Annotated in this window: 10 protein-coding genes; 5 read left to right on the forward strand and 5 right to left on the reverse strand. The window is 46.6% G+C overall.

Going from position 1 to position 16,390, the window contains the following annotated elements:
* Window positions 1-13: 13 nt before the first annotated feature.
* The 3 genes from ADJ77_RS06510 to ADJ77_RS06520 form a co-directional block, all read right to left on the reverse strand.
* A complete protein-coding gene (locus ADJ77_RS06510; RefSeq protein ID WP_025077629.1) occupies window positions 14-2,536 on the reverse strand; it encodes a ribonucleoside-diphosphate reductase subunit alpha in 2,523 nt (840 codons plus the stop codon).
* A gap of 417 nt (window positions 2,537-2,953) precedes the next feature.
* Window positions 2,954-3,925, reverse strand: a complete 972-nt coding sequence (locus tag ADJ77_RS06515; RefSeq protein ID WP_025077628.1) for a phosphatase PAP2 family protein — start codon at window positions 3,923-3,925, stop codon at window positions 2,954-2,956.
* Between the two features lie 82 nt (window positions 3,926-4,007).
* The gene (locus tag ADJ77_RS06520; RefSeq protein WP_025077627.1) at window positions 4,008-4,997 is read right to left on the reverse strand and encodes an NAD-dependent epimerase/dehydratase family protein; all 990 of its coding nucleotides are present in this window, start codon (window positions 4,995-4,997) and stop codon (window positions 4,008-4,010) included.
* 266 nt (window positions 4,998-5,263) lie between these two features.
* Here ADJ77_RS06520 and rnr point away from each other — a divergent pair, with 266 nt between their 5' ends.
* The 4 genes from rnr to ADJ77_RS06540 all read left to right on the forward strand — a co-directional run bounded on the left by rnr (window position 5,264) and on the right by ADJ77_RS06540 (window position 10,366).
* Complete coding sequence (rnr, locus tag ADJ77_RS06525; protein WP_050696162.1) at window positions 5,264-7,561, forward strand: ribonuclease R; 2,298 nt, start codon at window positions 5,264-5,266, stop codon at window positions 7,559-7,561.
* A gap of 7 nt (window positions 7,562-7,568) precedes the next feature.
* Entirely contained in the window at window positions 7,569-8,225 is a 657-nt protein-coding gene (gene trhA, locus ADJ77_RS06530; protein WP_025077626.1) for a PAQR family membrane homeostasis protein TrhA, read from the forward strand.
* Between the two features lie 137 nt (window positions 8,226-8,362).
* Complete coding sequence (locus ADJ77_RS06535; protein ID WP_025077625.1) at window positions 8,363-9,178, forward strand: hypothetical protein; 816 nt, start codon at window positions 8,363-8,365, stop codon at window positions 9,176-9,178.
* A 162-nt stretch (window positions 9,179-9,340) separates the two neighbouring features.
* On the forward strand, window positions 9,341-10,366 hold the full coding sequence (locus tag ADJ77_RS06540; protein WP_025077624.1) for a C1 family peptidase: 1,026 nt from the start codon (window positions 9,341-9,343) through the stop codon (window positions 10,364-10,366).
* A 358-nt stretch (window positions 10,367-10,724) separates the two neighbouring features.
* Here the strand turns inward: ADJ77_RS06540 and ADJ77_RS06545 are convergent, their stop codons facing one another.
* Both ADJ77_RS06545 and ADJ77_RS06550 read right to left on the reverse strand, forming a co-directional pair.
* Window positions 10,725-12,431, reverse strand: coding sequence for a Na/Pi cotransporter family protein (locus ADJ77_RS06545; RefSeq protein WP_025077623.1), 1,707 nt, complete (start codon window positions 12,429-12,431; stop codon window positions 10,725-10,727).
* Between the two features lie 330 nt (window positions 12,432-12,761).
* Window positions 12,762-14,471, reverse strand: coding sequence for a Na/Pi cotransporter family protein (locus ADJ77_RS06550; RefSeq protein ID WP_025077622.1), 1,710 nt, complete (start codon window positions 14,469-14,471; stop codon window positions 12,762-12,764).
* Window positions 14,472-14,591: 120 nt separating this feature from the next.
* Here ADJ77_RS06550 and ADJ77_RS06555 point away from each other — a divergent pair, with 120 nt between their 5' ends.
* Window positions 14,592-16,253: a nucleoside kinase gene (locus ADJ77_RS06555; protein ID WP_025077621.1), complete on the forward strand. Its 1,662-nt coding sequence runs from the start codon at window positions 14,592-14,594 to the stop codon at window positions 16,251-16,253.
* Window positions 16,254-16,390 lie beyond the last annotated feature (137 nt).

Raw genomic sequence — 16,390 nt, forward strand, 5'->3', positions numbered from 1 at the left:
TTTATTACTATAATCAAGATGCGCAGCTTTCGCACTCTTCCACCTCTAATGACTTGCTTCGGACATAGTAGATGGTCTTGACACCATCCTTCCAAGCCAGCAGGTAAAGGTCGAGTATCTGGCGCATTGTGAAGTCATTGGTGATATATAGGTTCATACTCTGTGCCTGGTCGATATGCCGCTGGCGTACACCAGAAGCACGGACACTCCACTTCTGGTTGATAAGATAAGCACTCTTATACATCCAGTAAGTCTCATCTGAAAGCTCAGGAGCAACACGTGGAAGCATACTTCCCTTCTTCTCTTCCAGGAAGAAACGCTTCATAATAGGGTCTAAGCCGGCTGTTGTGCCTGCAATGATACTTGTACTGCTGGTTGGAGCGACAGCGAGAAGATAAGCATTGCGCATACCCTGCAGTGCAACTGTCTTACGGACATCCTGCCATTCAGCACTATCATAACCACGCTTATCAAAGTAAGCACCCGTCTGCCAGTCACTTCCCTCAAAGAACTGATAGCTTCCCTTCTCCTTGGCAAGGTCTGAACTGGCAAGAATAGCCGCACGGTTGATGGTTTCAAACACCTTATCCATAAACTGCAGGTGCTCTTCACTCTCCCACTTGATGCGACGCTTGGCAAGAGCATGGTGATAACCGCTCACGCCCAAGCCGATTGAACGATAACGCTGGTTGGTAAGCTGTGCATAAGGTACAGGATAGAAGTTGAGGTTGATGACGTTATCAAGTGCACGAACAACCGTTGCAACCTTCTCTTTCATCTTCTCCTCGTCCTCCAATGGGAGTCTGCCAAGTGACAGACTTGCCAAGTTACATACCACAAACTCACCCGGACGAGTAGTCGTAACGACAACGGTATCACCATCCTTTGTTTCTACTTCCTTGGAAACAGTCTCTATCGGAGCCATGTTCTGAGCAATCTCTGTACAGAGGTTAGAACAGTAGATCATACCCTTATGACCGTTAGGATTAGCCCTGTTCACCGTGTCACGGTTGAATGTAAATGGTGTTCCTGTCTCAACGGCAGAACGAAGAACAAGACGAACAATATCCTTGATGCTGATAACACGACGTGAAAGACGCTGGTCGTTGACACAGTCAAGATACTTACGTTCCCACTCCTCGCCATAGCAATCCTCGAGGCAATACCCCTTGATACGCATAATTTCGTTCGGACAGAAGAGCGACCAGTTCTGATTCAGGTCTTCCTCTGCCATCTTCCAGAAAAGGTCAGGATAGCAGATAGCCGGGAATATATCATGTGCCTTCATACGGTCATCACCGTTGTTGGTACGAAGCTGCAGGAACTCGGGCAGGTCTTTGTGCCATACATCCAGGTAAACGGCTACAGCACCTTGGCGCATTCCTAACTGGTCAACAGCAACGGCAGTGTCATTAACGAGTCGCATCCAGCGGATTACACCACCTGCTACACCCTTGAATCCACGGATATTACCACCCGTAGCACGTACCTTACCGAAGTACATTCCCATACCACCTCCGAACTTGCTCACCTGTGAGAAATTATCCAAGCTGCGATAGATACCATCCAGACTGTCAGGTACGGTATCAATGAAGCAGCTGGAAAGCTGATGACTTGGCTTGCGTGCATTGGAGAGGGTCGGTGTAGCCATGGTTACTTCCAGCTGACTAAGCAGGTCGTAGATACGACGTACCCACATAAGTCGGCTATCCTTCTGCTCTGGCATAGCAAGATGCAGCGCAATACCAAGGAACATTTCCTGTACACGTTCAATCACCTTACCAGAATAATTCTTGATAACATAACGCTTTAGCAACAGGTCAAGACCAGAGTAGTTGAGGAGCTTGTTGCGTTCAGAATCAATGAAAGTAGCTGCCTCATTGATTTCTTCTTCGCTATAATTCTGAAGAATATAATCGCCGTAAAGTCCCTCTTCAGTCATATATTTAACCTTACGATAGAAGGTCTTGAGCCCCATCTCTTCCTCCAGTCGGGTAATCTTCTGTTCGGAATGATAGGAGAGAATACGTGCTGAAATCATCTCCCAAGCCGGAGCCTCAGGGGTTGTCAGTTCCACAGCTGCCTTGATAAGTGCTTCAATAGCATCCTTCTGCGACATTCCGGGCTTGCAGAAGCTGGCAAACTTCTCCTGAAGCGTCACCATACTATAGGAACGCTCGCGGTATTCGCGTGCCACACTGTGCAGCACATCAGCCAGCTGACGGTCGTCAGCCGCCCACGCAATGTAGTTGATAGCCTGTCGCTGCTCATTACGCTGATAGCGGAAGAGGATGTAATTCTTCGCTTCATCGTAATGACCATGTGCCATAAGGCACTTCTCCACACGGTTCTGGATATCCTCGACGGTGCGCAGTTCGGGATTGTCAGTGATGAACTGTTCTACTTCACTGACCATTCCGGCTATCTCGCTGTCTGAAACATCCTTCCCGGTGCTGATAAAACTCTTTTTAATGGCTATCGAAATCTTTTCATTATTATAGACTTCTATTTCCCCATTGCGTTTTGTTATATTCATTACTTGTTATATATAGTTTTCTTTTTTATGCTACTTTCATTGCTTTCCTGTATCTACTTACTTATTTATAAGTATCACATTATTAACTATTTACGTCATTTAGTATTTTTATTATCGACAAAGTTAACAAAAAAATATGATATGAAAGTTATCCATTATAGAATATTTTAAGAACTTTCTAACTTTTAATTCTTATCCAAAAAAGACAAGAAAAAAGTACCTGTCATGAGTATTTATAAAAAGTATTTTTGCCCTTTAATGTCTATGAAAATCGAGTATATAAACCTTTCAAAACAGCAAAAGGAAATCACATTTCAGCCACTTATCAAATAAAAAAACGCCATTGTGAATTAGTAAAATCCCTGTATTTATTTCTTATTTCTTATCAGCTTATCTCTTATTTCTTATCAGCTGTTTTTATCCTTTCGTCACCATCTTGCGTGATATGCGCAGGAGGATGGCAAAGAGGATGCAGGCAGTGATGAATCCGATGATGGCATCAATGAGGTAATGTGCCTGAATATAGACTGTGGCACAGCAAAGCAGGAGATAGAATGGTGCCAGAACAGCCAGAAGTTTATAGTTACGGTCGTGCCAAAGGAGCAACATACAGACGGTGCTGACACCTACGTGCGAGCTTGGGAAAGCTGCAGTAGGACGTTCGCCGGCTGCCTTGGCATCTTCAACGAGGTGATAGAATATTCCGTCAGTATATCCCGGACTTGGGAGGCAGTCCTGATGATGGTTGAAGTAATCGTGCACATTAGGGAAGATGCCTGCTGTCACGTTCTGCAGACCTATTGCCTTGTAATAGAAGGTAGGACCAGTGACGGGCACGAAGATGAATACAACGTAATAGATAAAGAAGGAAGCCAGGATGATGAAGGCTGCCCTGTTGAACTCCTTATAGTACCATCCGAAGTAATAGACGGCTATTGCGGCTATCATCGGGTAATAGGCTGCATATCCCATGTCGAACAATTCGCTGAAGAGATGTCCCGGTAAAGCCTTTGAGAAGAGCAATGCCGGCTGGCAACCAAAGAGGTCCTGTTCCCATTGTGCAAAGAGATGGTCGAGGTTGGGCAGGTGTCTATTGATTTCAAAGGTGTCAGGATACCACCATGCAAGCAGTCCTAACTGTACGCCGACACGTGCAAAACGGGTTAATCTACACGGAGCTATGCGATAGACCAGCCACATTGCAGCTGTCAGTGCAACGATGCGCAGACGACCGAAAATCATTGCCTGTGGGTCGTTTATGGTGGTGTACATAAAGAAGATGACGATGAGTGTCAGCAACAGATAAGCCATTACCACCCATTCGTATGCCATAAGTCCCTTTACGGGTTTCTTTTCTAATTTGAATAAGTCTATGATGAATTGTTTCATTGTTCTGTTTTTATTGGGCTAATTGGGCCTATTAGCCTAATAGGGCTTATAAGCCTTATAAGGCTAATAATGATAGGCTTCTCTATAGCCAGCCTTCTTTTTTATACCATTCTATCGTCTCTTTCACGCCTTGTTTGAGGTCGTACTCAGGTTTATAGCCTAATTCTTCAATCGCAGGACGGATGTTACAACGCCAGTTACGCTGCTTCAGAATCTGGTATTTATCGTTGTTCAAAGCTGAAATCTTACCAGTCATTTGTCCGATAAGGTCGCCGAAGAAGGTGACGACACGCAGAACCCATATCGGAGCGGTGATGCGAATCCACCAAGGACGACCTAACTCCTCGTGTATAAGGTCGCTGAAGGTAGTGCTCTGGTAGACGTTGCCGTCGCTTAGGAAGTAGGCATTGCCCGTCTTTCCGTGGTCTAAAGCGAGAAAGGTAGCCTGTACGACGTCCTTTACATATACGAAGGTGATATCCTGCTGCTTGTAACCTACGGCGAAGTCGCTGTGTCCCTTTATGCTTTTCGCCATCAGGAAGTAATCCTTCTCACGTGGTCCATAAACGCCAGTTGGGCGCAAAATGATATATGGTAAGGAAGAAGGAAGCAACTGTTCAGCCTGCAACTTACTCTTACCGTATGCCGTGTTAGGCTGTGGAGTATCTGTTGGCTCAATCTCCTTATAGGGCTGTTGCTCTCTGATAGCACCGAAGATGCTAAGACTTGAGAGGAAAACGAATCGCTCCAAAGGCTGATTAAGCTCTTGAAGTGCCTGCACGAAGTTGCGAGTACCATCACGGTTGACACGGAAGAAGTCCTCCTTGTTCAGGCACTTCGTCACGCCAGCGGCATGAACAACATAGTCAAACTGATGTCCAGAGAGCTGTTCCTTCAGCTTATCGACGGATGAGAAGTCAAGTTCTATGAAGTGAATACGCTCATCCTGCAGGTATTCCCGTGAGGAAGTACGGCGTACTACCGCCCAAGTCTCCATGCCTTTTCGCAGTGCTTCCTCCACAATAAAGGAGCCGATGAAGCCCGATGCGCCTGTTATAAGTATCTTTTTCATTAAAAATTTCGTTGCAAACGTTTGCAAAGATACAAACTTTTTCGTTACTTTGTGGAAAATAACAAAACTCAAGTTTCGGTTTTTAGTTGTTTTGTATGTATTGAAGTGCATTGCAGCTAAGTATCAAACCGTTTTGTTCCGGTTTGCCGGACACATGCTACGGCTATTTCGGACGACTTGTCCGAAGCCTTCGGACAAAACCGTTCGATAGTCTTTTGGATTACTTAGGATAACCATTACTTGAGCATCAAACTACTAATTCCACTATGAGGAAAGAAAAGAAAGGCAGCAAACGATTGACCAAGAAACAGCTTGCAGAGAGACTCACCAGTTTCTTCCAGACACAACCTGACGAGACATTCAGCTTCAAACAGATATTCCATGCACTCAAACTTACCACGCATCCAGCCAAAATGCTGGCGATAGATGTGATGGAGGAGATGGCGTGGGACGACTTCCTGTCAAAGGTTGGAGACAGTGCTTACACGCTGAATACCAAGGGACAGGTACAGGAGGGTACTTTCATACGCAAGGCGAATGGTAAAAATACGTTTCTGCCAGACGATGGTGGTACGCCAGTCTTCGTCTCTGAGCGCAATTCTATGGCAGCTTTGAACGGCGACCAGGTAAGGGTTCAGTTCATGGCTCGCCGTCAGAATCATATAAAAGAGGCAATGGTCATCGCGATACTGCAACGGAAGAAAGACACCTTCGTAGGAAGGTTGCGGGTCGAGAAGGACATTGCCTTCCTTGTAACACAGGAGAATCTCTTTATTCATGATATCCTTATCCCCAAGAAGAAGCTCAAGGGTGGAGCGACAGATGACCGTGCTTTGGTGAAGATTACCAAGTGGCCGGATGCTGACCATAAGAATCTTGTGGGCGAAGTGGTGGACGTCTTGGGTGAAGCTGGTGATAATGACGTGGAGATGAATACCATTCTTGCACAGTATGGATTGCCTTACAGGTATCCGAAACGTGTGGAGGATGCAGCCGAGAAGATTAATGCTGAGATTACAGCGCAGGACTATGCGGAGCGTGAAGACTTCCGTGACGTATGGACTTGTACGATAGATCCGAAGGATGCAAAGGACTTTGACGATGCGCTCTCTATCCGAAAGCTGAAAGACGGACTATGGGAAGTGGGCGTTCATATTGCGGATGTATCGCATTATGTCAAGGAGGGCGATATTATTGACCGTGAGGCAGAGCAGAGGGCTACGTCGGTTTATCTCGTTGACCGCACTGTTCCGATGCTTCCCGAGCGTCTTTGCAACTTTATCTGCTCACTCCGTCCAGATGAGGAAAAGCTCGCTTTCAGTTGTATCTTCAATCTTGACGATGAAGCAAATGTAAAGACCTACCGCATTGTGCACACGGTTATCAAGTCGAACCGGCGTTATGCCTACGAAGAGGCACAGCAGATATTGGAAGCCAATGGCGTTGTTGACGGTACAGGCGAGCCTGCTCCAGACCCTGGAAAGGCTGGATATCAGGGAGAGAATGCTGAAGAAGTGGTCACACTCGACCGTCTTGCAAAGCTGATTCGTGCATGTCGAATAAAGGGAGGAAGTGTCAAGTTCGATTCTGAAGAGCTCCACTTCGACATTGACGAGAAAGGTAAGCCCACCCGTTGTTACTTTAAACGGTCAAAGGATGCCAACAAACTCATCGAAGAGTTTATGCTTCTGGCTAACAGAACAGTAGCTGAAAGCATCGGTATAGCAAAGAAAGGCAAGAAAGCCAAGACCCTTCCTTACCGTGTTCACGATAATCCTGACCCGCAGAAGTTCGAGAACCTGCGTGAGTTCACGGCTAAGTTCGGCTATAAGCTAAAGTCGTCCAGCACCAAGGGTGCCACTGCCCGTGCGCTGAACAAGCTCATGGACGAGGTGCAGGGCAAGCGTGAGGAGAAGGTGATACAGGCTATTGCACTCCGTTCGATGATGAAGGCGAAATATACCACACACAACATCGGTCACTTCGGACTTGCCTTCGACTATTATACACACTTCACCTCGCCCATCCGTCGTTACCCCGACATGATGGTTCACCGCCTGATAACCCGTTATCAGAACGGCGGTCGCTCTGCCAATAAGGAACATTACGAGGAGCTTTGTGAGCACTGTTCAGACATGGAACTCGTTGCACAGAATGCTGAACGCGACTCCATCAAGTATAAGATGGTTGAGTTTATGGGCGATCATATCGGTGAATGTTACGATGCACATATCTCCGGCATCCAGAGTTTCGGCATCTATGCAGAGATAGATGAGAACCACTGTGAGGGTATGATACCAATGCGCGACCTCGATGATGACTATTACGACTTCGATGAGAAGAACTATTGTCTTGTCGGTCGTCGTCGTCACCATGTCTATCAGCTTGGTGATCCTATCCGTATTCAGGTAGCGAAGGCTGACTTGGAGCGTCGGCAGCTCGACTTTGCACTTGATGACGGACGTCCGTTGAAGGCAAAACAGGCTGCAGCAGAGTATGTTGTTAACAGGAAGAACGACAGGAAGAGCAGCAAACGTGGCGGCAGAAGCCACAGAAGAAAGTAGTGTAAAGGTGAGACGCAAGATATTCTTTTCACACAAAGAAGAGCTATGGAACTCATGGAGTCATGGCGGTGGAATCGTACTGGGCGTGGTGTTCGGTACGATTTTCCTTGTCTGGTGTTTCCGTGAGAAGGCTGGCTGGGCAACAGCCGGTGTGATATTGTATCTTGTCGGAATGCTTTTCAGCTACATTTCCTCCACCGTCTATCATGCCCTCTCTGCTCATTCTGTATGGAAAGAACGGTTGCGGAAATGGGACCATGCTGCCATCTATTGGCATATAGCAGGTTCTTATTCACCCATAACACTGATAGCCTTGCGCAATCAGGGTGCCTGGGGATGGGGACTGTTTGCCTTTGTATGGCTTTGTGCCATACTTGGTACCATATCTTCCCTCCGTAAACTGCATGACCATAGTAACTTGGAAACGCTGACATTCATCGGTATGGGGCTCTCTGCATTGGTTGCTTTCAAGCCGTTAATAGATACTTTAGCGACCTCATCACTCATCTGGATTTTTGCTGAAGGAGTAATGTATATCACTGGTGCAGTATTTTATTCGCTCAATAAAAAGAAATATATGCACACAGTTTTCCACTTCTTTGTCCTTGCAGGCAGTATCTGTCACATCATAGCCGTGTGGGGAATCCTGATGGAATATCTTTGATTCCAATTGAACGGATGACCCGTTTCAAGCCAGCCAACCGTTATTTAAGTTCCTTTAAGCCCTTGGAATAAAGCATTTATATTAATCCCTTTCCACCTCTTAACTTCTTTCATTCTCGTAAGAAATCCCTAAAAGAAATGTTCAATCGCAACGTCTTTCTTTCCATAATTCTTATGTTCATTGTCCTGTCCTTGCATGCACAGGAACGGAGGTACACCCGTCTGAAAGGTTATTACCGTGCCTATCAGGCAACGAACTCTATGCTCAGCTACTTCGTGGATGGGATGATGGAGTTCTATATTCCGCTGTCTGACTCCACAGTTGAGGCTTCAGAAGGGAAGAAAGGCTCTCTTTTTGTGGAACGGAAGTTCCTTGGTGAGCGGCGGCGTAAGGCTCCGAAAGCAAATGGTGATGACACCTTTGTGCGCATATCACTGCCTAATCTGGAACGGCAGACACTCCTTGAGAGTATCAACGGTGAGGAATATTCCACACGTAACAACGGTGATGTGTACCGATGGGCAGACAAGTGCGGGCGGATAACCAAGGATAGACAGAAGATAAACGGAAAGGCTGAAACGGTGACGACCATTGAAATGGATGAACTCATCGGACAGCCCAAACATGAAATCGACATGAGCCAGCTGCGTATGTACGGCATCGTGGCTCGTATGACGCAGTTTGATGAGAGTGAGAGTTACCTCTCGGATAATACGCTCTTTGCCTCCCAGAAACACCAGACTTTCTTTGCTCACTACCGTGGTGAGGATGATGATGACCGTATTGACGTGTGGAGTGAGTTCTATGTGTCGGACCGTATGACTATCAGTGAGAGCGAACTCAAGCGTATCAGAAAAGAGAAGAACCACGTATGGACTTTCTCTATTCCTGCCATTGTGCCGCCATTGGATAAGGCTGTGGCTGAGGCTTGGACGAAGATGGTGGAGTATTGAGAGGGAGGAGATGTTCAGGAGTTCAGGAGTGAAAGGGAATGAGAGGAGTTAAGGCAAATGTCATACAGGTTATTTAGTGTTTGTGTTTGGTGTATGTTAGCTGACAATACACAATTATCAACAACTGAGTGCAAGATTGAAACAATAATATTGAGTTGAAGAATGAAGAAAACAGTCTTTTTATTCTTATCCTTTTTAGTGCTTATAAGCTGTGGAAAACAGCATAAAAAGGCGAGTGTTCCGGAAAAGAAGTTCACCGTTGATCTCAGACTTCCCACTACTCCTGTGAAGGATCAGGGTACAAGTTCGCTCTGCTGGGTCTATGGAATGCTCGCAACCATTGAGACCGAGCATATCATGAGGGGTGATTCCGTGAACCTGAGTCCCGATTATGTAGCCCGTATGTACCTCAGTGAGCAGGCTGAACGACATCGCCTGCTCCCTAAGAAAATGGTTCGGAACATGCCGTCCGTCACTACCCGGGGAATGAGTACGATGACACTTGACCTCATTCAGACTTACGGGTTGCAGCATTATGATGCCTATCATCGTAGGAAGGACTTGGATTATAATGTTCTGTGTAGTAAGCTGAACAGTGGCGTTGATTCTGAAAAACTCTTGGATGAGCATATCGGAACGCTTCCCCGACAGGTATTCATGCTGGGTGCGCTGTACACACCATTGGAGTTTACTCACAGCGTATGTACGGATGATGAATATACTGCGCTGACCAGCTTCACGCATCATCCTTACGGACAGCGTTTCCCCTTGGAAGTGCCTGATAACTATTTCCATGATACTTTCCTCAATGTGCCGCTCGACACGATGATGAATTGTATCGTAAAGAGTCTGCGTGCAGGGCATCCTGTGTGCTGGGAAGGCGACATAACAGAGTCTGGTTTCATGTTTTCCCATGGTTTTGCTGTATTGCAGAACGAAGACAAGCCAGTGACGGCTGAGCGTCGGCAGGCTTCCTTTGAAGCACATCGCACGACGGATGACCACGTGATGGAAATCGTAGGACTGGCACACGACCAGCACGGGCGGCGTTTCTTCCTCTGCAAGAACAGCTGGGGAACAGCCAACCGTTATCATGGTTTTATGTTCTTGAGTGAGAACTATGTACGGATGAAGACCATTGCCGTGGTGCTTCGGGATATCTATTCCTCTCCTAAATGCTTGTTTTGACGTTGATAAGCAGCTTTAACTCGTTACGAACGAATGCTCTTTTAATTTCCAGAGGATAAAGAAGTAAAGTGTGAAATAGTGGTCTTTTTCTTTCAAATGACCACTATCTCCAAATTATTTTCATGAAAATAAATATTTTTTTTCACGTAAATAAATATTTTTCTTCATGAAAATAAATTCTTCTTCTCGTGAAAATAATTCCCGATAGTGTAGCTTTAAAGAGATGGCAGAGGGACTAATACCAACTAAAAAAAGCAGGGATACACACTTAGTATGTCCCTGCTTTTATCTTATTTGACTATATGCCTTCAGCTCACAGTTATCATCTGCCGAGCATGAAGCGTCAAAGAGCAATCATTTACTTTCTGATACACATACGTGCCTCAACGACATTGACGATGAAGTCGCCCAACTTTTCACACTCCTGGATAATATCCATGTACAGTGTGCCGACCGTATAGGTGTACTTATGTTCATTCACATCGTTGATATTCCGTGTACGCAACTGAGCACGATAGTTGTTGATTTCATTCTCGATAGTGAAGGTACGGGTCACATCAACATCACACTTATGTTTTACAAGCACAGTATTCATCTGTGTCAGAGCATCATCCGTAAGCTCAAACATCTGATTGATACTGTCATACTGCGCCTCCGTAAATTCCTCCTTGATGGTACGCTTGCGCTTTATCGTTCTTGCAATGTTGAAGCAGGAGTCACCGATACTCTCTATTTCAGTAATCTCACGCAGCATGTCACGCACCTTCTCCTTCGTGTCATCACTGAGATGTGCATCGCTCACCTGGTCAAGATACTTTGCAATCTCAACCTCCATGTTATCCGATATACCCTCATACTTCTCTATACGCTCATAGAGTTTATCGAAAGCAGCATCTTCTTTCGTTGTCAGAAGGTCGCGAACCATGCCGAACATACGATGTGTACGTTCAGCATAAGAATGTATCTCCTTTGAAGCCTCAAGCACTGAAAGCTCCGGCGTCTTCATGATACCCGAATGGATAAAGCGCAGACGGAAATCTTCCTCCTCCTTGTTTGCCTTAACCTTTATCGCCCAGCATGCCACACGTTCCATCTGTGGGATAAACCAGATGAGCACTGTTGTGTTGCAGACGTTGAAGCAGGTGTGGAACATTGCCAGTACTATAGGCAGCAAGGCAGCCTTCTGTGCAGCAGGCAACGTATCGTTTACAGGGTCATAACCCACAAGTCGGCAAACGAAATTGACGAAAGGATAGAAGAGACACATTACCCAGATGACACCAAAGACATTGAAGAGCAGGTGCGCAAAGGCTGCACGGCGTGCCTGCGTGTTGGCTCCGAGGGCTGCAAGATTGGCTGTGGCAGTCGTTCCGATGTTCTCACCCATCACCAAGGCAATACCGAGGTAAATCGGCAATACACCTGTTGAGCAGAGCAGGATGGTAATGGCCATCACCGCAGCAGAGCTTTGCACGATACAGGTAATGAGCGTTCCTATCAGAAGGAAGATGAGAATCGTCAGATGACTGTTCCTGTCAAAGGACGAGAAGAACTGTATTGCGTCAGGGTTATGCTCCAGATCGAGCGATTTCCCGGCACTGCTCAACAGCACAAGGGCGAAGAAAAGGAAGGCAATACCAAAGAGGAAGTCACCGATGTAACGCCGTTTCTTACTGTAAATGAGGATAATTCCGATGAAGAAAGCAGGGAAGACGACCAAGGTAAGGTCGACATTAAATCCCAGGGACATAATCCATGCCGTGAGCGTAGTACCGATATTGGCACCCATAATGACCGAGATAGCCTGTGCAAGGGTAAGGAGTCCCGCATTTACGAAGCTCACCGTCATCACAGTCGTAGCCGATGACGACTGCACGGCACAGGTAATAAAGGTACCCGTAAGCATTCCTGTGAAACGGTTGGTGGTCATTGCACCCAGAATATGGCGCAACTGCGAGCCTGCCATCTTCTGCAGAGCCTCGCTCATAACTTTCATTCCGTAAATCAAGAGGGCAAGAGAGCCCATAATCTTCATGAAGATAATCGAATAGTCGCTTGTACTCATATATACAAATTAGAGATTTTTTTCGTCTGAAACGGGGAATAATTGAATTATAAAATATGAATTATCTGAATAATAAAAAACAACTTCAAGAAATGTATCTATACTCCTCAGGCTCTGCACGGATACTTCGGACAGCTTGTCACAGGGCTCCGAACAATGTGTCCGGGAGTTTCGGACTGGAATGTCCGTGGGCTTCCCAGACAGGTGTGATACATCAGTACATTATCCATTTCGCCTGCAAATATACGAAAAGACCTCCCTATCCTAATGGAAAGAGAGGTCTTTTATTTTGCTTTATGCGTTTTTTAACTAAAAAAACAGACAGCTTTTTCAGGCATCCTGCTGGCGTACACCCATGCGTGCCTCAACAACATTGACAACATAGTCGCCCAACTTCTCACACTCCTGGATGATATCCATGTACATTGTTCCTATGGCATAGGTGTACTTGTGGTCGTTCACATCGTTGATATTCTGGGAACGCAGCTGGTTACGATAGTTATTGATTTCGTTCTCGATGTTGAACGAACGGTTTACATCATTGTCCTGACGGTGTCCCACGAGGATTCGGTTCATCTGCGTCAGGGCATCATCCGTAAGCTCAAACATCTGGTGCATGTGGTCATACTGCTCGTCAGTGAAGTCTTCCTTACCATGGAAGCGTCGGTTCTCAGTGCGTGCAATATTGAAACAAGCATCGCCGATACTCTCCAACTCAGAGATTTCACGAAGCATGGAACGCACCTTCTCCTTCGTTTCATCACTCAGATGGGCATTTGAAACCTGGTCAAGATACTTGGCAATCTCAATCTCCATGTTGTCAGAAATACCTTCATACTTCTCGATGCGGCTGTAGAGTTTGGTAAATTTATCAGTATCCTTCTCGCCAAGCAGCTCACGCACCATGCCGAACATACGCTGGATACGCTCGGCAAACGACTTTATCTCCTTTGAAGCCTCAAGCACTGAAAGCTCCGGAGTCTTCATGATACCAGCCTGAATGAAGTGCAGACGGAACTCATCCTCATCCTTCTTGGACTTAGGCTTGATGATCTTGCAGACCAGTTTTTCCAGATACTTGATTGGTCCGACAAGGATAAGCGTATTCGTAATATTGAACGCTGTGTGGAAAGCAGCAAGCACAAAGCTCAGCTTGGCAGCATTGGCAGCAAAGCCGGCAGCACCCTTTGGCATGTCAACATCATATCCAACCCAGCTACATACCATGTTGATAAAAGGATGGAAGATGCACAATACCCAGATAACTCCGAAGACATTGAACACCATGTGTGCCATTGCCGCACGCCGTGCCTGCGTGTTTGCGGTCAAGGCGGCGAGATTTGAGGTTACGGTCGTTCCGATATTCTCACCCATCACCAGCGCAATACCCTGATAAATGGGCAGCACGCCCGTTGAACAGAGGATCATCGTGATAGCCATGATGGCAGCAGAACTCTGCACACACATGGTCAGCACGCTACCAATGAGCAGGAAAACGATTGTCGTAAAGAAGCTCTTGGGGTCGAACTGGCTGAAGAAATCGAGCACAGCCTGATTGTGTGCGAGGTCCATGTCGATACCTGTCTGACGCAAAGTACCCAGTCCAAGGAACATAAACGAGATTCCGAAGAGGAAGTCTCCGATGAGTTTACGCTTCTTGGAGTAAATCAGAACGATACCGATAAAGAATGCCGGCCACACGAAGTCGGTGATATTGAACGAGAAACCAGCCGACATAATCCATGCCGTAAGCGTCGTTCCGATGTTCGCACCCATGATGACCGAGATTGCCTGAACCAGTGTCAGCAGCCCGGCATTCACGAAGCTGACCGTCATCACCGTCGTTGCCGTTGACGACTGGACAGCACCTGTGATGAATGTACCCGTAAGAATACCTGTAAAACGATTAGTAGTCATTGCGCCAAGGACGTGGCGCAGCTGTGGACCTGCCATTTTCTGCAGGCTCTCGCTCATTGCCTTCATACCGAACATCAGCAATGCCAATGCACCAATGAGCTTAAAAAAAATCCAAATCGACATATAATTACTTAATTTGTGATGCCTGTTTCTTGGATATATGCAAAACTTTCTCTAATTTTACCATCCGTTTCAGCGACAGTCAATCTTCTTCGCTGACCTATTCTTTAACCATAAACGATTATGAGACAAGTACTGCAAATCCGTTGCAAAAATAATAAAAAAACTCAAGAAGTCCCAATGGGAAGTACACTTTCTGACATTTATAGGGAAATTAATCTGCAAATGACCTATGGACCAGTAAGTGCGAAAGTAAATAATAAGGTGGAAGGACTCCACTTCCGTGTCTATCGTAACAAGGACATAGAGTTCCTCGACCTGCACACACCATCGGGTATCCGGACCTATACCCGTTCGCTCTTCCTCGTTCTCTGCAAGGCTGTACACGACCTTTATACGGGCAGTGAAGTGGTGATTGACATCCCTGTTTCAAACGGTTACTACTGTAATCTGAAGCTCGGGCATGCCATCACTGCAGAGGATGTTGACCGTATCCGTACACGGATGAAGGAGATTATCGATGCACGGATGCCCATACAACGCTACGAAACCACCACGGAAGAAGCCGTAAGGATGTTTGAAGAACTGGGCGATACACAGAAGGCAAAGCTGCTACGCAGCAGCGGTTCGCTCTATACGGTCCATTATGTGCTGGATGACTATAAGGATTATTACTACGGCTCGATGCTTACAAACACCGCACAGCTCCACCTCTTCGGACTTGAGCCTTACTTTGATGGCGTCCTGCTCCGCATCCCTTCCATACAGGACCCGTCCAAACTGGGCGAAATGGTACGGCAGGACAAAATGTTCGAGGTGTTCAAGGAACATCACCGCTGGCAGAGTATTCTGGGAATAAAGACCGTCGGCGACTTCAACGAAGCACTCAAGAACGGCTTTTCAACCGACCTTATCAACGTCAGCGAGGCACTGCAGGAAAAGAAAATATCACAGATTGCCGATACCATTGCCGGACGGAAGCAGACTAAAGTAGTGCTCATTGCCGGACCCTCATCAAGCGGTAAGACCACATTCTGCAAGCGACTCTCGGTACAGCTCCTTGCAAGTGGCGTGAAACCCGTGCAGATTTCGCTTGACGACTACTTCGTGAACAGGGAAGAAACACCGAAGGATGAAAATGGAGAACTTGACTATGAGAGCATCTATGCACTGAACATTCCGCTCATCAATGAGCAGTTCAACGCCCTTTTCCGTGGAGAGGAAGTGGAATTGCCTAAGTATAATTTCCAGACTGGAACGAGTGAGAAGAGCGGCAAGAAACTGCATCTCGGCGAGAACAACGTGCTGCTTGTGGAGGGAATACACGCCCTTAACCCCGTACTGACCGATCAGATAGCAGATGAAAAGAAGTTCAAAATCTACGCATCTGCCCTCACAACCATCCTGCTGGACGACCACAACTACATCCCGACGACTGACAACCGACTGCTCCGGCGCATTGTACGCGACCACAAATACCGTGGCTGTTCGGCACAGGACACCATCCACCGCTGGCCAAGTGTGCGTGCCGGCGAGAACAAGTGGATTTTCCCTTATCAGGAACAGGCGGATGTAATGTTCAATACTGCCATGCTCTTCGAGCTTGCCGTCATCAAACCGCAGGCTGAAGAAGTGCTGGAACAGGTGCCCGAGAACTGTGAGGAATATGCTGAAGCCTATCGCCTGCGAAAGTTCCTGAAGTATTTTGCACCGCTTCCTTTCCGCAATCTTCCCCCGACATCCCTGCTGCGAGAGTTCCTCGGAGGCAGTTCGTTCAAGTATTAAAAGGCACTCCTGCTGCCGTTTGTACCATAGGCTGTATATCACCCAATGGCATACATTCGCACGTTTCAGCCTTTCCCATGTCATTACCTGTACTGGGTAATACTATTAACCCCCAACCGGTTATTAGCCCCTAATGA

It is taken from the genome of Prevotella fusca JCM 17724 (genome assembly GCF_001262015.1).
Taxonomy (GTDB): Bacteria; Bacteroidota; Bacteroidia; order Bacteroidales; family Bacteroidaceae; genus Prevotella; species Prevotella fusca.